The sequence below is a fragment of the Aquimarina ulvae genome (assembly GCF_053613295.3).
In genome coordinates this window covers 105,568-126,948 of sequence record NZ_JBSIBP030000014.1, presented here as the reverse complement: position 1 = coordinate 126,948, position 21,381 = coordinate 105,568, and the positions used below count along the sequence as shown (strand labels likewise).

Annotated in this window: 20 protein-coding genes; 8 read left to right on the top strand and 12 right to left on the bottom strand. The window is 33.8% G+C overall.

The genetic code is table 11. The annotated features are described in order from the left end of the window. The first annotated feature begins 6 nt into the window (after positions 1-6). Together ACWGOQ_RS21545 and ACWGOQ_RS21540 are read left to right on the top strand one after the other, a co-directional pair. Entirely contained in the window at positions 7-312 is a 306-nt protein-coding gene (locus ACWGOQ_RS21545; protein ID WP_452059725.1) for a hypothetical protein, read from the top strand. After that, positions 248-490: a hypothetical protein gene (locus tag ACWGOQ_RS21540; protein ID WP_458202864.1), complete on the top strand. Its 243-nt coding sequence runs from the start codon at positions 248-250 to the stop codon at positions 488-490. The genes ACWGOQ_RS21545 and ACWGOQ_RS21540 overlap by 65 nt, the downstream gene beginning before the upstream one ends. A 93-nt stretch (positions 491-583) precedes the next feature. Here the strand turns inward: ACWGOQ_RS21540 and ACWGOQ_RS21535 are convergent, their stop codons facing one another. The 11 genes from ACWGOQ_RS21535 to ACWGOQ_RS21485 form a co-directional block, all read right to left on the bottom strand. Further along, positions 584-2,038 (bottom strand): S41 family peptidase, encoded by a 1,455-nt coding sequence (locus ACWGOQ_RS21535; RefSeq protein ID WP_452059726.1) that lies wholly within the window; start codon positions 2,036-2,038, stop codon positions 584-586. Positions 2,039-2,224: 186 nt separating this feature from the next. Further along, positions 2,225-3,532, bottom strand: coding sequence for a carboxypeptidase-like regulatory domain-containing protein (locus ACWGOQ_RS21530; protein ID WP_452059727.1), 1,308 nt, complete (start codon positions 3,530-3,532; stop codon positions 2,225-2,227). A 245-nt stretch (positions 3,533-3,777) separates the two neighbouring features. Next, on the bottom strand, positions 3,778-5,181 hold the full coding sequence (locus tag ACWGOQ_RS21525; RefSeq protein WP_452059728.1) for an ATP-binding protein: 1,404 nt from the start codon (positions 5,179-5,181) through the stop codon (positions 3,778-3,780). 130 nt (positions 5,182-5,311) lie between these two features. After that, positions 5,312-6,319 carry a GTP 3',8-cyclase MoaA gene (moaA, locus tag ACWGOQ_RS21520; RefSeq protein ID WP_452059729.1) on the bottom strand — a complete coding sequence of 336 codons (1,008 nt, stop codon included), beginning with the start codon at positions 6,317-6,319 and terminating at the stop codon, positions 5,312-5,314. A 10-nt stretch (positions 6,320-6,329) separates the two neighbouring features. Then, positions 6,330-7,244: a bifunctional molybdenum cofactor biosynthesis protein MoaC/MoaB gene (gene moaCB, locus ACWGOQ_RS21515; RefSeq protein ID WP_452059730.1), complete on the bottom strand. Its 915-nt coding sequence runs from the start codon at positions 7,242-7,244 to the stop codon at positions 6,330-6,332. 101 nt (positions 7,245-7,345) lie between these two features. Further along, positions 7,346-7,786, bottom strand: coding sequence for a molybdenum cofactor biosynthesis protein MoaE (locus ACWGOQ_RS21510; RefSeq protein ID WP_452059731.1), 441 nt, complete (start codon positions 7,784-7,786; stop codon positions 7,346-7,348). Between the two features lie 12 nt (positions 7,787-7,798). Then, complete coding sequence (locus ACWGOQ_RS21505) at positions 7,799-8,038, bottom strand: MoaD/ThiS family protein (RefSeq protein WP_452059732.1); 240 nt, start codon at positions 8,036-8,038, stop codon at positions 7,799-7,801. After that, positions 8,035-8,598 carry a molybdenum cofactor guanylyltransferase gene (gene mobA / locus ACWGOQ_RS21500; protein WP_452059733.1) on the bottom strand — a complete coding sequence of 188 codons (564 nt, stop codon included), beginning with the start codon at positions 8,596-8,598 and terminating at the stop codon, positions 8,035-8,037. Before mobA ends, ACWGOQ_RS21505 begins: the two co-directional genes overlap by 4 nt. After that, positions 8,598-8,930, bottom strand: a complete 333-nt coding sequence (locus ACWGOQ_RS21495; protein WP_452059734.1) for a winged helix-turn-helix domain-containing protein — start codon at positions 8,928-8,930, stop codon at positions 8,598-8,600. The genes mobA and ACWGOQ_RS21495 overlap by 1 nt, the downstream gene beginning before the upstream one ends. Before the next feature lie 143 nt (positions 8,931-9,073). Beyond that, positions 9,074-10,252 carry a molybdopterin molybdotransferase MoeA gene (locus ACWGOQ_RS21490; protein WP_452059735.1) on the bottom strand — a complete coding sequence of 393 codons (1,179 nt, stop codon included), beginning with the start codon at positions 10,250-10,252 and terminating at the stop codon, positions 9,074-9,076. 144 nt (positions 10,253-10,396) lie between these two features. Beyond that, a complete protein-coding gene (locus ACWGOQ_RS21485) occupies positions 10,397-10,930 on the bottom strand; it encodes a hypothetical protein (RefSeq protein ID WP_452059736.1) in 534 nt (177 codons plus the stop codon). Between the two features lie 355 nt (positions 10,931-11,285). On the opposite strand from ACWGOQ_RS21485, the gene ACWGOQ_RS21480 reads away from it, so the two are divergent. From ACWGOQ_RS21480 to ACWGOQ_RS21465, 4 genes are all read left to right on the top strand, one after another. Continuing rightward, positions 11,286-13,607, top strand: coding sequence for a patatin-like phospholipase family protein (locus tag ACWGOQ_RS21480; RefSeq protein WP_452059737.1), 2,322 nt, complete (start codon positions 11,286-11,288; stop codon positions 13,605-13,607). A 55-nt stretch (positions 13,608-13,662) separates the two neighbouring features. Then, positions 13,663-14,115, top strand: coding sequence for an Xre family toxin-antitoxin system antitoxin (locus ACWGOQ_RS21475; RefSeq protein ID WP_452059738.1), 453 nt, complete (start codon positions 13,663-13,665; stop codon positions 14,113-14,115). Continuing rightward, complete coding sequence (locus ACWGOQ_RS21470; RefSeq protein WP_452059739.1) at positions 14,115-14,570, top strand: RES family NAD+ phosphorylase; 456 nt, start codon at positions 14,115-14,117, stop codon at positions 14,568-14,570. Before ACWGOQ_RS21475 ends, ACWGOQ_RS21470 begins: the two co-directional genes overlap by 1 nt. Positions 14,571-14,885: 315 nt before the next feature. Further along, the gene (locus ACWGOQ_RS21465; RefSeq protein WP_452059740.1) at positions 14,886-16,958 is read left to right on the top strand and encodes a M13 family metallopeptidase; all 2,073 of its coding nucleotides are present in this window, start codon (positions 14,886-14,888) and stop codon (positions 16,956-16,958) included. Positions 16,959-17,006: 48 nt separating this feature from the next. On the opposite strand, the gene ACWGOQ_RS21460 is transcribed toward ACWGOQ_RS21465, so the two are convergent. Next, positions 17,007-17,651: a hypothetical protein gene (locus ACWGOQ_RS21460; RefSeq protein ID WP_452059741.1), complete on the bottom strand. Its 645-nt coding sequence runs from the start codon at positions 17,649-17,651 to the stop codon at positions 17,007-17,009. A gap of 103 nt (positions 17,652-17,754) precedes the next feature. Here ACWGOQ_RS21460 and ACWGOQ_RS21455 point away from each other — a divergent pair, with 103 nt between their 5' ends. Beyond that, the gene (locus ACWGOQ_RS21455; protein WP_452059742.1) at positions 17,755-19,089 is read left to right on the top strand and encodes an aspartate kinase; all 1,335 of its coding nucleotides are present in this window, start codon (positions 17,755-17,757) and stop codon (positions 19,087-19,089) included. A gap of 597 nt (positions 19,090-19,686) precedes the next feature. Further along, complete coding sequence (locus ACWGOQ_RS21450; RefSeq protein WP_452059743.1) at positions 19,687-21,225, top strand: YifB family Mg chelatase-like AAA ATPase; 1,539 nt, start codon at positions 19,687-19,689, stop codon at positions 21,223-21,225. Positions 21,226-21,381: the final 156 nt, after the last annotated feature.

Genomic DNA, 21,381 nt, shown 5'->3' with positions numbered 1-21,381 from the left:
GAGGATTTGTATAAAACGTATAACTGGCCACAAGTTCAGATGGTTTTGGTGGTGCAGAGTACCGAAATATTAGGAATCACTTCGGAACCGGTGCTTGTAAAAACACATGATTTTACGAATAGTAGTGATAAAAAAGGAATATTTAATGTGGCGGTATCAGAATCATTAAATAATATAACATCCTCTAATGTGAGTGCAGGAGGAACACTTACCATAGGTCAAAATTTTACTTACGGAGTTAAATTTCTTGGAGCTGGAGCAGAAGGAGAAATTTCATTATCCTACAGTCAGTCCTGGAGAGCCGGAATCTAAATCAATTACAGTAGGATCTACCTTTGGAGTACGTGTAGAATTGGACCCAGGAGAATCTCTGGTAGCAGAATTCTCTGCCAGTCGAGGTGCTATGAAAGTAAGAATTAGATCCAATGCCTATCCCATTGGTAATACGGCGATAAATTATAATCCTACTTACAAAAGTCATTATTTCTGAAGTTTAGGAATTGGAGGCGTGTTGTCTTCAGGAGGTGTTTCTAACTCTGTACAATCTACAGAGAATATTGAAATAGGATATTATATAATTTCATCATCCTTCAATCAATCTCAAAATATAATCCAGCTGACTGTCTTTGCCCTGTATCAAATCCTCTACAGAAAGTTGTATAATACGATCCGGCAAGACCCCAGAGCCTTCTGGTATGGTTTTGTCCTTTACATAATGGCTTATTTTTTCCATAGACATTATCATGATGATCTTAGAATTGGGGAGTTTATAATATACCGGAAACTGACCAGTATGAAAATAATAACCACCACCTGTCTCTTCTCCAACCAGAAGAATATCAGGATCATTTTTGGCCAATAATGCCAATGCAGATCCGGCTGAAAAAGTAGTACCTCCAGCTAGAATATATACATTACCTTTAAACCTTTCCTTTTGGGGAACCATGATGGTTTCGAGGTCATCAAAATTTAGTTTCCACCCATCATATTCTGGATGATTATAAAATTTATCTCTTAAGAATTCTTTCTCACCGTAAGTTTTCGTTGCGTGTTGTTTTTCAATAATTTCTAATGAGGATACAAAAGCACTGGTTCTTTGTTTGAATAGTTTATTCGTTAAAAAGGAAAAGAGGTGTACAGAATTAGGCCTGAAACCGCCATCATTATTACGAATATCAATAATCAAGTGTTTCACTTTCTTTTTACGAATCTCTTTAAAAAGCTTTACTAAACGAGATTTGAATGCCTGGATGTCTACGCCAAAAGAGTTGGCAACTAAAATAGCAGTTTTAAAATTTTCTCGGTAGTATACAAAAGGTTCTTTGGTATTGATGTGTTTTGAAAAAAAGGCAACTTTATCCTCTTCCTTATGATAGGTAGAGAAATAAGAATTACGGTTAACGTTTCGGTGTTTTACACTGACAAAAGATTCTGCTTGCAATGTGATGTTTTTTTTGGTACCATCAGGTTCTATATATGCTATCGTGTATTCTCTGGATACACCATATTCATACATGAAAAATAGTCCAAACTTTAATTCGATATCCCTGTATTTTCTGGTTAGATTGTGTCCATCTGTAGGAACGTATTTTTTTAAAGCTTCTAGGATGTGCAATGAAGATTTACCATTAATGCGAATAACTTTAGATCCTATGGGAATCCCAAAATCATCAGTGTCTATATAGAATTCTGACTGAATGATCTTAAGTATCAGAGGAAAATAATATTGTGTAGTATTAAGGGTGTTTGGAGCAAAAAGCATTAAATGACCATCTTTGACCTGACCTGTAATTTGTTGCATTTTTTTAAACAATTCGATATCAGTGGTCATATCTTCCGATAGTGATTCTTTGACAACACTAAAAAGGGAATCAAGATCGGTTTCGCTAATGTATTCATAAAGTGAAGGATGTCCTTTTTCCAGTATATTTTGAAAAATTTTGAAATCTTCCTGAGCCCGTTTGCGAGTTAACTTTTTCTGAGCACAAAGTGTGGTAGACATGGTTACAAAAAAGACGATACACCAAATGCGATTCATGTGATACATTTTAATTTACAATCTTTAAAGACTTTTAATAAGAAAAGATGTGACAAACCCATGCTTGCCTTCAGTTGTAAATGTAATGATTTTGATATCAGTAGCCATTATTTATCATAAAAAAAGAGGCTGAATTCTTTGATTTTCAATTTAGAATTCAGCCTCTTTTAGTTAACCGTAAAAATTTTAATTTACCTTTTCTAATTGCTTCTTTATTTTACGAATAGCAGATTCTATCGATTTTTCTGGCTCAATTACGTTATATTCACCCCAAAATTCGGGATCAGAAAATCCATCCGCTTCGTCACTGATTACTACAGTTGATTTTAAACGATCTTTAAACCTTATGTTTTCATCTTCAGGATTCTTTTTCCAATCAGTAACCGCCATTTCAATATTTAATTTATAGGTAGAATTAAATAGTTTCTTTTTCCAGTTTACTTTGAAAACCAAATCAATTTTTCCATATCCGTAATACCATTTACCATCGGTTTCTCTATAATTCATATTATAGGTTGCTACCGTAGGGTATACTTTGGCTCGATTTGGTTTTTTTCTCACGAATAATTTACTGGCTTTATCCCGATCTTCTAGGTTTAAACTAAATGAAGCTTTAGTTAATGCCAATGTTTCAGAATCGATATATAATTTTCCATAGTAATAAAGATCCTTGATATTTGGACGTTGTTTAAAGTTAAGTACATAAATATATCGGTCATTGATCTTGGTAGATTTATCAAAGCTAAATTCATAGATTTTAAGAATATCCTCTGTAAAAAGGAGGTCAGGATTTTTCATAACATCAATAAATAACGTACTCGATGGCCCTCCTTGTAATTTTAGGGTTAATGTATCTAGTTTTTTGTAATCAGCACTTTTTCTTGCTTTGTATAATTTGATGATGTCATTTTTACCAGAAATGTATGGCTTTTTATATACATCTACTACCGCTTCAGAAAGTGATACATAGGTTCTTCGCCTTCTAATAGTCTCACGATAGAAAGCCGTCATAATAGTTGGGTCGCTTTGATAATTTGCACCGCGACGTTTCATAACTGCTTTGATAAGAGCTTCTGGATCAGTGGGATCGATATTTACTTCTGATAGTTCGGTTATAGAAGAAATGAGTTTGATTTTTGTTTTGTTACCTTTTAAAGTGGAGAGTGAAACCTCCTTATCTTTGTAACCCAAAAATGATATCGTTATGTTGGCGCTAGCATTACTTTTTGGAACTTTTAATAAAAATTCACCTTCACTGTTGGTAATAGTCGAGATATTAGTTCCATTCAATGCGATTGTTGCAGAAATTAGGGGGTCATTAGAATCTTCATCTATTACAATACCTTTGTATTCATTATAGCTTGCATCATTTTGGATAGTGGTATCCTGAAAAAAACCAAACGCACGTAGATTACTGGTATAACCAATAATTAGAAATAAGCAGAATAAAAAGGAAGTTCCTTTTTTTTGTAAAAAAATACTTTTTTTGTCCATATCATATTCGTTCTGTTAATAATTACATTCCTATTAGGGTTGGGATGGAATGCTGATTATACAAGATACTAAAATTACCAATCAGTTTAGGTATACATTAGTTAAAAAATAAAGATAATTCTATATTGGTTTTCTATCATTTAGAAACCCAAATACAAAGACCAGGCTATTTTGCAATATGATAATTAACAGTATATTAGGTAGCATTTCGTGCTTTGGGGATTCGTAGAAGAATAGTTTTTAAATTAATGATATCCACCATGATCTCCAAACCAATTTCTTAGCTTTATATTGAGGACTTCTGTAGTAAAAGGTTTGGTAATATAGTCATCCATACCTTTAGCAATAAACCGTTCTGCATCTCCGGGTAGTGCGTTAGAGGTGATTGCAATTACTGGCGGTACTTTTTTGTATCCTTTTCTGATCAATTTACATGTTTCTACACCATCCAAATCTGGTAAATTAATGTCCATTAAAATAAGGTCATATACGTCCTCTTCAAACATTTCTATAGCTGCACGGCCCGTTTTTGCTACATCAGCACTACATCCAAGATATTTAAGAATTTGTTTGGATACCAATATATTGGTGTCAGAATCTTCTACCAGCAACACGTGGAGTTCAAATTTTTGATCGTTACTCTTATCAAAGGTTTTTTCTATAGTAGAAATCTTCTCATCGGATATCTGGGTTTTAAAAGTAAACCAAAAATTACTACCCTTTCCTAATTCACTCGTTACGCCTAATTTCCCTTCCATTAAGTCCACTAACTTCTTGCTGATAGTAAGTCCGAGACCGCTTCCTTCTCCCACCAAAATGGCATTATTATGTACCTGACTAAATCGATTAAAAAGTGATTCCTGATTTTCCTTACTAATACCAATGCCAGAATCAATAACTTCAACTTTAATAATTAGTTCTTCATTTTTATTTGAAACCAATGTTGATTTTACGGTGATTGTACCTTCATTAGTGAATTTGATGGCATTTCCTATGAGGTTTGATAAAATTTGCATTAACCTGTTATCATCTGCATAAATTTGCTCTGGAAGTACATCATCATATTTAGCAGTCAAGTAGATTCCTTTAGCTTTGCTGTTTGCCAAGAATAGATCAAGGTTTTGGGTAATTAATTTTTTATAATTAATTGTTTTAGGGAATAAGGTAAATTTACCTGCTTCCATTTTAGATAAATCCAATACCTGGTTGAGAATATCTAATAGGTTTAGTGAAGATTGGTGAATAGTGCTTACATATTCTTTTTGCAGATCATTCAATTCGGTATTCTTGAAAAGTAAATCAATCATACCGACAACACCTACCATTGGCGTTCTGATTTCATGACTCATATTGGCTAAGAAATCCTGCTTAAACTTTGAGGCTTGCAGAATTTGCTTGTTTTTTTCTTTTAGCTTATCCAGATTGCGTCCTCCAAACATTGCAAAGAGACCAAGAAATAGAGGAGCAGTATCGATAATGTAATGAATGGGGTATTTTTTCTGAACGAAAACAATCGATTCCCAGGAAAAATCAAGTCCTAGTTTTGTCATATCTATGCTTGTCGAAATAATAGGAAACATAAAACCGAATAATACTCCATACAATGTGTACTTGGCAGCTTCAGATTTTAACCAATATTTTTGATTCATAGATGAATTTTTGGACCAAGATCACACATTATAGTTCGTCATCCAATAAGGTAATTTTGGGGTCTTACTAGGATATATGTTTAAATATAAAGTTTTTTTTGGAAATGTATATCAAAAGCGGATTTAGAAATTAACCTCCGATGCTGGTCATACTTCTGTTTTTAGAATGCAATTCTGGGTTTTTTAATTTATCAGGGGTATCCATTCCTCCTCTGGTCGCAAACTTATGAGCCAGAGCAGATTGTATCACAGGAGTTATGGATTCTTGGTTCCTAAGAGGTTCTAATAACGAAAATTCGTTAGCAGAGAACAAACAATTTTTTAATTTACCATCTGCTGTAACACGTATGCGGTTGCATGTGTCACAAAAAGGGTTCGTAACAGAGCTTATAATAGCAAAGCTTCCCATAAATCCTTCGATTTTATAATTTCTGGAGGTGTCGTTTGGTGAATCTGTTAGTCGTTGTAATTGCAGCGGAAATGTATAATCTACCTTATCCAATATTTCTTGTTGGGTTACTAATTTATCCATATTCCATTGATTTCCATCAAATGGCATAAACTCTATAAAGCGTACCATCAATTTTTTATCTTTGGTAAGATTAATGAAGTCGATGATTTCGTCTTCATTAAAGTTTTTTATCAAAACGATATTCAGCTTCACTTTAAAACCTTCATTTAGAAAAAGCTGTATGTTGTTCCAAACTCGAACAAATTCATCCCTACGTGTGATTTTCTGAAATTTATGTTTAGAAAGTGAATCTATGCTGATGGTAATTGTTTTAACATCACTTTCTTTTAAAAGCGGGATAAAACGATCTGCTAGCACTCCGTTTGTGGTAATTCCAAGCTCGATAGGCAGGCTGGCAAGTTTTGCTAATATCAAAGGAAAATCTTTTCTTACCATCGGTTCACCACCGGTTAATCTGATTTTGTTTACTCCATGAATGACAAATTCTTTAGCAATGGTATAGATTTCATCAGCAGTCATCAAGTGTGCTTTGGGGCTTAAAGGATTGCCTTGAACTGGCATGCAATAAGTACATCTCAGGTTACATCTTTCTGTAAGTGAAATTCTTAGATACGTATGCTTGCGCCCAAAATTATCTGTTAGTATGTGCTGATTTTCCGTATTCACTTAGTGATAGTTAATTTTCATCATGTTTTGCACCTTTCAGAATTCTGAAGGTATGTAGTACAGCTGGAAAAATAGCTTCCATGGATTCCTTAGCGCCATTAGTAGAACCTGGTAATGCAAGTACTATTGATTCTCCAATTACTCCGGCAACACTTCGGGAAAGCATTGCATATGGCATTCTATCTTGTCCATAGCTACGTATCGTTTCTTCAATTCCCGGAATGCGACGTTCGATTAATGGTAAAATGGCTTCTGGTGTTACATCACGAGGTGACAACCCTGTACCACCAGTGAAGATGATGAGATCGTGACCTGTTTCTTTTAATAGTTTTACTTGCTGCTGGATTTGATCCACTTCATCAGGGATTATTCTATATTCTTCAGTAGTTATACTACATTCTTTAAGCTTAGCAATAATTGCTTTACCGGCTTTATCTTCCTTCTGTCCTGCAGCTATCGAATCAGAACAAACAATCACTCCGGCAGAAAACGGTTCTCCGTTATCTTTATAGCTAGATTTACCACCTCTTTTACGAAGCAATTTAATATATTGGATTTCTACATTTGCATCCACCGGTTTCAGCATATCATACATCGTAAGAGCAACAACAGATGCACCGTGCATGGCTTCAACTTCTACGCCTGTTTTATAAATTGTTTTTACGGTCATTTCAATATGGATTTCCAAGGCATTGATTTTGTAATCGACACCTGTATATTCAATCGGCAATGGATGACAATCAGGAATCATATCGCTGGTTCTTTTTACAGCAAACAACCCGGCTGTTTTTGCCATTTCAAAAACATTTCCCTTTGGAATTTTATTGGTTACGATCGCTTCTATGGTTTCAGTACTTCCTACTTTTACTACTGCCTGAGCTACAGCAGTTCGGAGTGTGTTGTTTTTATGTGTAATATCTACCATATTTGTTGTCTTTTGTTTACCGTTTCATAGTTTAATTGTTTATTTTTAAATTGTTTTCAGGAGGGCTCTCATATAGGTAAACAATTCAAATTTCCAATAAGTTATGCTTTATTAACTTTCCAAACGTGGGTAGCATCTTCAAAAATTTCTTTTCCGAATAGAGGAACATCTTTTTTTATTTCTTCAACTAAATATTCAAGTGCTTCAAAAGTAACTTTTCTATGTGGTGCAGAAACGAATACAAAAAGGCAGATTTCACCAGCTTTTACTTTCCCTAAACTATGATAAATATGCATACAGGTCAACTCATATTTATTAAACGTAGTTTCGCGTATTTCGTGAAATTTACTTTCTGCCATTTCCTGATACGCCGAATAGTCAATTGCCTGAACAATTTTACCATCAATTTCGTCTGCCCTTACCTGACCTAAAAATATATCATGCGCACCAATCGTGGTTTTGGTTTGATGTTTTTCAATAGCGTTAGCAATAAAATTGGAGCTAATAGGACCTTCTATAAAAACTGTTTTTCTTTTTTTCATGTTTTATTTTCTTTATCCTCCAGAAAAAGGGGGTAATAATGCTATTTCACAGTTTGGACTAAGTATAGTTTCATTAGCCAAAATTTCCTGATTTATAGCTACTTTGAATGATAAATTTTGTAAATTTTTGTATCTGTTCTTTAGCAACGTTTCTAGTTGATCCACGTTACTGCCAGGTGCTAATGTGATTGTTTCCTCCTTACAGTTAGTGGTTTCCGCAATCATTCCGAAATATAAAACCTTTAATTTCATTGTATTGCTTCTTTATATTGTTGAGGTGTATTGATGTTTTTGATGTAGTGTTTAATATTCTTTTTAATAGGTATACTTTTTACTGTTAAGGTGGAAAGTGTTTTTCTAAGGCTTAAGCGTTTTTTTTCTATACTTTCAAGAAAATTGCTTTGCACTGATTTATTATACAATGCAACCAGAGGAACCTGTTCATAGGCGATTACATCGTAGCCAGATTCATATTCAGCAATAAGATTATTAAGAACAGCTGTAGTAACAAAAGGAACATCACAACTTAGAATTAAATTATGTGCGGTATCTGTGTGTTTCAGACCTGTGTAAATACCGCCAACAGGTCCCTGATCAGGAATGCTATCTGGAATGCAAGGATAACCGAACATTTCATAATCTGTACTCCCGGTAATAATGAGTATTTTGTCTGTACTAGTTTGCATTGCAGTTATAACATGTTGTATAAACGGCTGGCCGTTATGTAGTTTCAATCCTTTATCCTGACCCATTCGGCTACTTTTACCACCAGCAAGTATGATTCCTGTTATGTCCTGTTTTTTATTTTGCATCAAGGTTGGTTCTCTTTTAGCTGTTGGTCCAGAAAATCCCAGCAGTTTTTATTAATGTTTTCGAAAACAGTAATCATTTTTATACCGTAATTGGTGATCTTTGTTCCACCACCACCACTACCTCCTGTGTTGGTAATGATAACTGGAGCAGATGCATTTTTGTTTATAGAGTCTACTAAATTCCAAGCTTTTTTGTAAGACATTCCTAATGATTTTGCAGCCTTAGAAAGAGATCCTTCTGCCATAATTGCTTTCAAGATTTTAATCCTTCCTTCACCAAGAAAAACTCCTTCTTTTCCTTCAATCCAAATCCTACTTTTAATATGGTACATAAAAAGCGTTATTTCCTGTAAGATATAACGAAATAAGTAAATAAAAAACTCTTTAGTTAATTTTTAAGAAGTTTTCAAAAATTAAATAAAATATTGTTTTAAGTTTAAAGTGAAGGCTTATTCTTTTGAGAAAATAAAATAAATCATTCAGGTAACAAAATGGTTTCAACTGTACTACCTTTCTCAATGTTGCTTACATTTTCGGGAAGATAAACCAATGCATTTGCCACAGCGTACGTATATAACATAGAAGAACTTTGACCTTCGAGAACCGTAACAGTTTCTTCCATCACTTGTGCTTTAAGAAACTGTGCGCGATCTCCTTTCTTGGTAAAACCTGAAGTGATAGATTTCATAGCTCTGCTAAGACCATTTGTAATGCTGTTGCCCATCATTTTTTGTATAATTGGTAGCACATAGATGTAGAAGCAAGTAAGGGAAGAAGCAGGATTACCAGGTAAGGCAAAAACCATGGTTTTATCGTTGGCGCCAAAAAACAAGGGCTTTCCTGGTTTTTGTTTAACCTTATAAAACAATTCTTTAGTTTCTAATTCGGACAAAGCTTCTTTTACAAAATCATAGTCTCCTACAGAAATACCTCCACTAATTAGAACCAGATCATTATTTTGTATAGCTTGTTGTATTGTTGCTTTTGTATTTTCGTATTCGTCTTTTACAACATATTTGTTAATTTCTTTGATGTGTAATTGGTGCAGTACAGCCTCTAATTGTATGGAATTACTTTCATAAATTTTTCCTTCTTTTAGTTTTTCTCCAGGTGATACAAGTTCGTTACCAGTAGTTATGATGGCTACACTGGGTGGTTTATAAACTTGTACGCTATCAATTCCTAATCCCGAGAGAAACCCAATACCCGCAGGAGTCAACTTCGTTCCTTTAGTTAGTGCGGTAGTTTCTTTTTTTATTTGCTCTCCTAGAGTTCTGATGTTTTGATTTGCTCGGATGCCACCGTGTACTACAAGGGTATCATTTGTTCTGTCTGTTTTTTCCTGAATCACGATGGTATTTGCATTATCTGGAACTCTGGCTCCTGTAAAAATACGTACACCTTGGCCTGGTTTTAAATTATAATCGTGTGCATCTCCGGCTTTTACTTCACCAATAATTTGGTAGGTGCTCTCATTGTGAAGTAATAGTGCATATCCATCCATAGCAGATTGACGAAAAGGGGGCATATTAAGAGGAGAGACAATATCTTCACCAAGAAACAACCCACTGGCATTCTTCAATAAAACGGTTCTTATTTTAGGGATATAGGATACTCCTGAGATTATTGATAATGCTGTAGGTACAGAAATCATATAGAATCATTTAATTCCAAAAATATTGCTTTGTTTGGAACAAACCTAAATTTTATAGGACTCTAAAACACTAAAGATATTAACATAAAAAAAGCACGACAATAATTGCCGTGCTATCATAAAACCTTACTTTTTATGATTGATTTAACCTTTAAAAACGATTTTTTTTAGTTTATATCCTTCAATTTTAATAAAATATGTTTTGGGATCTATGTAATTATGAAGGTAATCATCAATTTTACCGTGGTCTAATAATCTTCCTGTTAATGTATAAAGACTATAATTAAGACCTTGGGGCACGTCTTTGATACTTTTAAATGTTTGGAGACCGGTAGTTTGTTGACAAGTAGCATCTGCCAGAAGTCTGTCAATAAAAGTAACTCTTCCTTTTTTCTCTCCTTCTAAGGTAACTGTTGCTGTTTCATCAACATCTAGAATTCCGTTTCCTGAAATATCTCCTAAGATGATCAAACAGGCATTTCTAATCTTTATACGAACTCCATTTTCGAGATGTAAGCTTTCTGTTATAAAGATTACACCTTCTTCTGTGTTTTCATCTAAACCGTTAATTACGGTATTTTCTGTAACAGACATTAATTTATAAGAAATGTCAATTTTTACATTTGCAAATGTTACACTTGCAAAAAATAATGCGAATAGGGGTAGTAATTTTTTCATAAGGTTCAGTTTTTGGGTTAAACTGTAATTTAAAAAGTAAGTATTTTCTTACTTATTTTGCTTTTATGTCGTTGTAAAACATATAATCTACGACAAGATACAATATTATTGTGATAAAAGTTCACTTTTTTTAATTTAAATATTGATTAGTAAGAGGTTGTTTTCCAAATTTTCTCATTAGACCTGTAAACACTGGTGTTTAGATAAATGTTAAAATTTACAGTTTAATTAACATATTGAGTGTTAGTTTGTTGCTTTTTACTTCTTGGCACTAAAAATGCAATGCACTTTTTTTTGGGAGTTATTTTAAAATTAATCAATGATTTAATGATATTTAGTTTTAAATTTGATAGAGATGATGATTAAACTGTTATTATTTTTTCAGGACTTCAGTATTTGGTTTAAAAACCTTCTTAGAGAGCTAACTAATAATATTATTAGCATCTTTTTTATTCTACTTGTGTATTTTACCTTATGGTATTTTCCTCAAACCGTTGATTTGTTACTGATTCTCAATCAGGCGGATGCTTTTTTTTATGAAGTTCCTTTATATTTTGGCTTACTTATAACTTCGGCATTTTTGATATGGAACGCTCCGAAATATTTCTATTACCACAATTACAAAAATATTTCTATTTCCAACCTCATAGGTTTTATCCCAAATCAGCATTACAAGTTTCAGGACAGAACGGAAGCTGCTAGTTATCCTTATATGACCAGAATACATATGAGAAAAACATTACCCAGAATTTTAGCAATTTTATTATTAGTTATATCGGCTCTCAGTATTCTTCATGCTATGGAGTCATTTGGCTTAGAAAACACCTATACAAAGTTTCTCAATCCGACAAATACGCTACTTCTTATCATTTTTATATTGTTATCCTTATCAGAGCCTAGATTGTACAAAGTATTAAAGAGGTTTCTTGATCGGAGTGCTAAAACAACAATTGTGTTCTTTGGGGTTTCTATTGGTTTAATGATTTTGATCATCTCGTTAGGAACATTAAATACGCAAGCAGAAAAGGATTTGGGCAATCTATTTCTTTCCAACTGTGCTTTAGCCTTATTATTTTCTACATTGTCATTTAATAGCTATAGGTTTTTGAAAGATTTTTCTAAGAAGCTATTTTATGGAACGATTTTAGGTCTTGGATTTATGCTATTATTCACATTTTTAGTTTTAAATTTTAATCCAGATTTGGCTAGTAGAATTAATCCTTTATCTATATTGGTTTTATCCTTATTGAGCCTCTTTATGCTTTGTTTTATTCTGATTTTATTAGGAAAAAAAATCCGGTTACCGCTTCTTTCTATTATAAGTGTATTTTGTATTTTTTCGGCAAGATTTTTTTCAGATACTTCAGACCATTATCAGCTTAATTTGCTGGAGACTTCTAGTAAAAGACCTTTATTGGATACTTATATGTATTCTTGGTTAAAAAGCAGGGAACATACTATTAGAAAAAGTATAGATACTTTTCCTGTAATTATGGTTTCTGCAGAAGGAGGAGGGTCTAGAGCTGGACTTTGGTCATTTTTGGTGCATAGCTATTTGTATGAAAAGTCGGATGGAGCTTATTTTGATGAAAATCTACTTTCTTTAACAGGTGCCTCTGGTGGGAGTGTCGGTAACTCTATGTTTTTTGCGGAGGCTCAAAATGCTAATTTAACTAATCGCACGGCTAAATTTAGCTTTACTACAAATACTGAGCATCCAACCTTACGATATAAAGCAAGTGCTATTTATAAAGAAAACTATTTGTCTGTTGCGTTATTGTCTTTACTAGGTAGAGACTTGTTTAAAGAAGTCACCAGTTTGTTTAATTTTAAAAATAGAGGGCAACTGTTAGAAGAACAATGGAATCAAGCTCACAAAAAATACTTCTATGATGCTAAAGGCCAAGGATTACTGGATAGAGATTTCTTGTCTTTTTACAAGCATGCTTCTCTTGAAAATACTATTGATGTCAATCAAAAAATCCCTCCTTTATTATTAATAAATACAACACATACGCAAACAGGAAACTATAATATTATAAGCCCTGTGAAATATTCACATGTAAGACCACTAACGGGGATGAATGATTTTTTAAACAATGTAAAATCCAGTTACCCGGATAGCTCTATTACACTTTCTACAGCAATGCGAATCAACGCTAGTTTTCCTTTTATTACACCAGTAGGAGAAGTGAGAAGGGTTTCAGGCACAAAAGAACCAGAGTCTGATCAATATGCAGATGCAGGATATTACGATAATATTGGTGGGAGGGTTTCCAGAGGTATCGAAGAAGTTTTTAAAAAGGTGCTAAGTGATTCTTTTCCTGATTTAAAGGATAAAATAGAAATGAAACATTTGGTAATTACTAACGAAGAGAAACGGAAGATTGCAAAAACGAGCACACAATTTGCTGCTCCATTGACTACTCTGAGAAACGTACGATACGGTCATACACAAGAAATTATGAAAAGGTTGGGGAATGACTATGTGATTAAGTTGAAACCTACTGCAATAGTACCCCAGACAACCAAAGTATTTAAGGATAGCACAAACCAAAGTGAGTTAGCCATAAAACCTGTTTTACCTTTGGGAAGATATCTTTCTACTATAGCTATTAGATCTATGGAGGCTAGTTTAAACAACATGAGTAAAGAATTAGATTTAATTTTAGAATAACCTAGTCATTTGTCATTTTATTTTGTATTTTTGTCATAATAAATTCTTTAGTATTATGAGCGCAGTGTCACCGTTAGATTATGATGAGTTAGAGAGTCAAGGATTGTTACGATACTTAAATCTGGATATTCCATTACATAATGTATATGATTTTATAGAGCTATCCCGAAATGGGATAGATAAAAAGGCATTATTACATCTGGCAAAAACCATTGACTTTGACTTAAGTGAGCTAGCACACGTATTGCATTTGTCAGAACGTACGATACAGCGTTACGAGTTAAAGAAAAAATTAAGTACCGAAGCCAGTGCCAAAGCGCTACAACTTGCCAAACTTTATGCCAAAGGAGAAAATATTTTTGGAGACTTAGATCGTTTTAAAAGATGGATGGAGCATCCTAATGTAGCATTGGCAACTAAAAAACCTAAAGAACTTCTTGACACAACATTTGGATTCCAGTTGTTAAATGAAGAATTAGTCCGTATTGAGCATGGAATTTTTGCATAATGCTGGTATATAGAATAGCAAAACAAAAATATATAAAAGATTTAACAGGAATTGGTGCTAAAACTGTTGGAGGAAGATGGAATCCTAAAGGCATAGCAGTTTTATATACAAGTACTACGGCTGCTCTTTCTATTTTAGAAGTGTTAGCACACTTACCAGCTGCATATTTTCCAGATAATATGGCAATCGCTACAATAGAGCTCCCTGATGAATTAACCACGTCATTAGATATTAAACAGTTACCGAAGGATTGGAATAAAATTCCACCATCAACCGGAATTCAACATTTCGCCATGAACTGGATATCAGAAAATATATCTTTAGGATTAAAAGTCCCCAGTATTATTGTACCCAGAGAACAAAACCTTCTCATCAATCCATTACACCCCGATTTTGATTTGGTTAAATTAATCGAAATCGAACCTTTTAACTTTGACACTCGTTTACTTAAATAGTTTTTTGAATTTTTTTGTCTGGATTATAATTATGAAGTATTGGTTGTCATTTTTTTATATTTTGAAAAATATATTTTTCGGTCTCTTTAAATGTTAATATTATGTTAATTACTTACTGAGTATTCGTTATTAAGTATTGTTAATCAGTTATATGGATGGACTGTAGACTATTTGAGGCGTTAAATTTTTATAAAGGATTTCCTGCATTTTTACAATTTGCATAACTTGCCCGGCTTGATTGAAGTAATAAATCCTCAGTTTTTACGTCATATATCAAGGAACTAAACTTAATATTTTAATAAAATGAATACAAAAATGAGAAAAGTGTATTTTTTGGTGGTATTTCTCATAGCTTTTATAAGCTGTAAGGATGAAGCCAAAAATGATGTGGAGCATGAATCTGAAACAATAGCTACGGTAGAAAAGATTCCGGGTATTGTTCTGGATAATATGGATCTTGGTGTGAGTCCAAAAGAAGACTTTTACAATTATGTAAATGGTAATTGGATGAAAAATACTGAAATTCCAGAAGATAGAACCCGTTGGGGAGGTTTTGGAGTTTTACGAAAAAAGACGGATTACGATGTGCTAGAGATTCTTGAGAAAGCCAAATCAAGCGGTACATACGAAAAAGGAACTGATCAGTATAAAGCATTACTGATTTATGAATCTATTATGGACACTGTTGCAAGAAACAAAGCAGGTGTTACCCCACTACAACCAACTTTGGATAAAATTGCAGGAATTAAGAATCTAAAAGATTTACAGACTGTTTTAGCTTTAGAAACTGCAGCTTCTTCACCGTTTGCCGGATTAGTTTCTTTCCCTAACCTAAGCAATAGTGAGATCAATGCTCCATACATATCTACAGGTGGATTAGGATTACCAGATCGTGATTATTATCTGGATGAGGATAAAAAATCTATTGAGATTAGAGGTCAATATGTGGATCATATCACCAGAATGCTTCAGTATATCGGTGAAACTGAAACACAAGCTCGTAGTAATGCAAATATCATATTAGCAATTGAGACAAAACTGGCGGAGCCAAGGTTGGATAAAGTGGAAAGTAGAGATACAAGAAATTTTAATAATCCAAGATCAATAGAGCAACTTTCAGAAATGACCCCAGCGATTGATTGGAATAAACTAATGAAAGATTTAGGTGTTAAAAAACAATTGGATTCTGTAATTGTCATGCAACCTAAATACATGAAAGAGTTGCAAAGTGTACTTTCCAATACAAGTATAGAGGACCTTAAAACTGTAATGCGTTGGTCTACCTTAAATCAAGCTGCAGGATCTCTTTCTACAGAAATCGAAAAGGCAAACTGGGATTTTTATAGTAAAACATTGAATGGCGCTATCAAGCAGCGACCACTGGAAGAGCGTGCGTTAGCGCGGGTAAATGGTTCCGTTGGAGAAGCAATTGGGCAATTATATGTTGATGCTAAGTTTCCTCCAGAAGCAAAGGCAAAAGCAGAAAAGATGATTGCCAACATAATTAAAGCATATCAAAAAAGAATTGAGGTTCTGGATTGGATGAGTGACAGTACCAAAACCAAAGCTATCCAGAAACTAGATAAATTCACTGTCAAAATCGGGTATCCTGATGAATGGGAAGACTATTCTAATCTTAATGTACAGGACGAAAATTCATATTTTGAAAATATGATGGCGGTGGCAGAATGGGGATTCAACAAGAATATAAAAGAAATAGGAGAACCTGTTGATAAAACCGAGTGGGGAATGTCTCCACAGACAGTAAACGCATACTTTAATCCTTTATTTAACGAAATTGTTTTTCCTGCGGCAATACTACAACCTCCTTTTTATAACTATACGGCAGATGAAGCGGTCAATTATGGGGGGATCGGAGCAGTGATTGGTCACGAGATATCTCACGCCTTTGACGATTCTGGTGCGCGTTTTGACGCAGAAGGTAATTTATCTAACTGGTGGACTGATGATGACCTAAAAAAATTCACAGAAAGAGGAGATGCGTTAGCAGAGCAATACAGTGCTATACAAGTTTTAGATAGTGTATTTATAAATGGTAAGTTCACACTAGGAGAAAATATTGGAGATCTGGGAGGTGTACTCGGTGCCTACGATGGATTACAGATGCATTTAGCAGAAAACGGGAGACCAGAGGATATTGACGGTTTTACTCCAGAGCAAAGATTTTTCTTGTCTTGGGCTACCGTTTGGAGAACTAAAATTAGAGAAGATGCTTTAAGAACTCAAATAAAAACTGACCCACATTCTCCAGGGACCACTAGAGCTATACAACCTTTATTAAATCTTCAGGCATTTTATGATGCTTTTGATATTAAAGAAGGAGATAACATGTATCTAAGTCCCGAAAAGCGAGTTGAGATTTGGTAAAATTTGAAAAGAATCAAAATTATATACAGCCCTGGCGACAGGGCTTTTTTAATTCTCTTTTATTTCATTCATTAGTAAAAAAGCGTCATTTACATATTCTTTTTCCAGAAATAACGTAAAATAGTTAGAGGTTGAAATAATTTCAAATACAGGGATACCTTCATAGGCCAGGAGCTTAAAAATGTAAAAGTATAAACCGATTGATTTTGAGCTATCATCAGGCAATGCAATGGACATAGAAGACAAATTATCAGTAATCGAAATACAGGTTTCATTTTTAAAATGGTCTTCTACAATTTCTTTCAAAGAAGAAGATACTAGTATATTGCTTTCCTGAAAATTGCTTGAATACGTAAAGTAGGTTTTAGTTTTATCTTTTACGGTGTTTAAAAGATTTGATTGACTAGTTAGTATCGTATTAGAATTTAAAAAAGCATACTCGGTAATTCCGGATCTTACGACAATATCTCCTAAAGTACCAAGATTTTCTGAGTGTTTGATCCTCTTAGGGTGATACCTGCGTAACGCCATCACTATAGAACCTGGTTTTACAGGTTTTCTCATTTCTCTTTCTACTTGTGGTAGTAGGTCAGTAGCCAAAGAACTAAAATTTATAATGTCTCTGGATAACGCATCTTCCAAAAAAGGCTGGTGCCTTAGTATATTGTGAACACAATCAGTAATAGTTTTCATTCTGTTATATATTTAACACATTGTGCAAATATATACTTTTTTATCGAAAATATTTATTATTCCTTCACTATTGTATAATTATGCATAGTAAAAATAAAATATAATGAAGGTTTTAAAATTTGGAGGAACATCTGTTGGGTCTGTCGAGAATTTATATAAAGTAAGAGACATCCTAATCAATGATGGTGAGCAGAAGATTGTGGTATGTTCTGCGATGTCTGGAGTTACGGATCAATTGGTAAATCTTGTCGAATATATTAAATTAAAAGATGGAGAGGCAATTACAAGAAATCTCCACAAATTAGAAAGTAAACATATAGAGGTTATTGATGAATTGATTGAAGATGCAGTGTTAAGAAATGAACTTAAAGACAATGTGTCATCTATGATTACCAATATGCTAGAATTGTCTAATCAGGAATATTCAGAGGTCCTAAATGCTAAAGTTCTGACATTTGGAGAGACCTTATTGACGTATATCTTCTCTAACTTTTTACAAGTAAACGGTGTTGATAATAAGTTGATTAACGCGAGAGATTTTATGTTTGTGGATACAATAGAGAATCCAAATATTCCTAAAGTTTCAGAACGACTAAAAGAAGTTATAAATCGTGAGGAGTCCAGCGATTTATATATTACACAAGGTTTTGTCTGTATTGATCATTTGAATCAAATAAGTACACTGAAACGTGGAGGAAGTGATTATACTGCTACCATTATTGGAGCAGCGCTACGCGTAAACAAAATTGAAATTTGGACTGATATTAATGGATTGCATAATAATGATCCAAGGTATGTTGACGGGACGAATCCTATAGCACACCTTACATACAACGAAGCTGCTGAATTAGCTTACTTTGGGGCAAAAATTTTACATCCACAGACAGTCTCACCGGTTGTAGATAAAGATATACCGGTATTACTTAAAAATACTTTTGATCCAGAAGCCCCTGGCACGGTAATCTCTAATAAAACCTATCGAAAAGGACTGAAAGCGATATCGGCAAAAGATGGGATTACTGCCATCAAGATTAAATCAAACAGAATGTTGATGGCACACGGATACCTTAGAAGAATCTTTGAGGTTTTTGATAACTATCAAACTTCCATAGACATGATAACTACCTCAGAGATTGCTATTTCTCTTACCATTGATGATACCAGCTATATTGATGAGATTGTACAGGAGATTGAAGGATATGCAGAGGTAACTGTAGAACAGGATCATAGTATAATATGTGTAGTTGGCGAGTCTGTTATAAATGACAAAAACTCTCATAAAATATTTGAGATTTTAAAATACATACCTGTTAGAATGATTTCTTACGGAGGTAGTAATAATAATATTTCAATTCTTGTAGAAACTAAAGATAAAATACCAACCCTTAGATTTTTAAATGAAAAATTGTTTCTAACTCCCCAAGAAACGGTTCTCTAAATTGTTTGTTATGTTATAATTATGATGAGAAATGGAAAAAGGGCTTTTAGTTTGTAAACACAGAAAAATGTTACTTTACCAATTTATTGTTTTTTCCAAAACTCAGTATACCAACATATTGTGTTTGTCATAAGTAGGGTACAACCATAATTAACTGTTTATTATGTATGTAATCTATAAATATGCTTTACTATGTTACGAAGAATTGTAGGAAAATATCGTTTGGAAATTGTCTTAATTGTTTTTTACTTGCTTGTTATCTATACATTTGCGAATTTATTTTTATTCAAATAATTCTTCTCAAATCAAGAAAGAGGTTTTGAATTGATAACATTCAATTCCTGACTCATTTTCTCAAAGCTAATTCTTTATAGTAATTTTGATATCCCATGTTTTTTAAAATCAGATGATTATTTAGGTTTTTAAACAAGAGTTTTCCTGATAATCCTTATGAATCCCTTCCTATATTTTTTAATTAAATTTAAAAAACATAAAAAAATAAGAGAAGTAGAGGTAACATATGTTGTTTGATACACACATGTTATTGATCAAAGTATTCATCAAAATAAATGAATACTACTTTTATATATAAAAAATATGCTAATTAAAGTATTTGGAAGTGCCGTTTTTGGTGTTGAGGCTACAACGATTACAGTAGAAGTTAATATCGATAAAGGAATAGGATATCATTTGGTTGGATTACCTGATAATGCGATAAAAGAAAGTAGTTTTAGGATTGCAGCAGCATTACAAAATAATGGGTACAAATTACCAGGTAAAAAAATCACGATCAATATGGCTCCTGCAGATCTTAGAAAAGAAGGTTCTGCATATGACTTAACACTAGCACTAGGAATTCTGGCTGCTAGTTCACAGATCCAAGGAGAACATATCTCCGATTACCTAATTATGGGAGAACTTTCTCTAGATGGAGGATTACAGCCTATAAAAGGCGCATTACCAATTGCCATAAAAGCAAGAGAAGAGGGTTTTAAAGGGTTTATCTTACCAAAACAAAATGCTAGAGAGGCTGCTATTGTAGACAACTTACAGGTATATGGCATAGAAAACATTGAAGAAGTGATTGATTTTTTTGATGGAAAAGGAACGTTGGAACAAACAATAGTGGATACAAGAGAAGAGTTTTATAAAGAATTGGATAATCCCGAATTTGATTTTGCAGATGTAAAAGGGCAGGAAAGCATCAAACGATGTATGGAAATAGCAGCAGCCGGAGGACATAATATTATTCTCGTAGGACCTCCAGGCAGCGGTAAAACAATGCTTAGTAAGCGACTGCCCAGTATATTGCCGCCTATGTCATTGCAGGAAGCATTAGAAACCACCAAAATCCACAGTGTAGTAGGTAGGATTAAAGACCACGTTGGGCTGATGGCTCAGCGACCATTTCGTAGTCCACACCATACCATATCAAATGTTGCTTTGGTAGGCGGTGGTAGCTATCCGCAACCTGGTGAAATATCACTATCCCATAACGGAGTACTGTTTTTAGATGAACTCCCAGAATTTAAGAGAGAAGTACTCGAAGTAATGCGTCAACCATTAGAAGATCGAGAAGTGACAATTTCCAGAGCAAAATTTACAGTAACATACCCTTCTAGTTTTATGTTAGTAGCTAGTATGAATCCAAGTCCTGGAGGATATTTCAATGATCCCGATGCACCAGTGACTTCTTCACCGTCAGAGATGCAACGGTATCTCAGTAAAATTTCGGGACCATTATTAGATCGCATCGACATTCATATTGAGGTTACTCCTGTACCTTTTGATAAATTAAGTGAAGAAAGACGAGGAGAAAGTAGTGTGGATATTAGAAAACGTGTGATTAAAGCAAGAGATAAACAGACAAAACGATTTGAAGATTTTAAAAGCATTCATTACAACGCACAAATGGGGGTAAAACAAATACGTTTATATTGCCAACTGGATACCGCCTCAAAGGAGTTATTAAAAACCGCTATGGAGCGATTAAACCTTTCTGCCAGAGCCTATGATAGAATCCTAAAAGTTTCCAGAACGATTGCAGATCTCGAGGGTTCTGTATCTATAAAAGGAGATCACATTTCTGAGGCCATACAATATCGAAGTTTGGATCGTGATGGTTGGTTGGGGTGAGTACTGAATATGATTGATTAGGAAGTAAAACATTTGAAATTAATAGAGATTTGCCTAGACCAGTTGTTGGGGTAAGTGAGATTAACAATATAGCTAACACATTACAATGGGTAGAGTAAGGAGCTAGTTTTTAACGAATGTTGATAGATTAAAAGA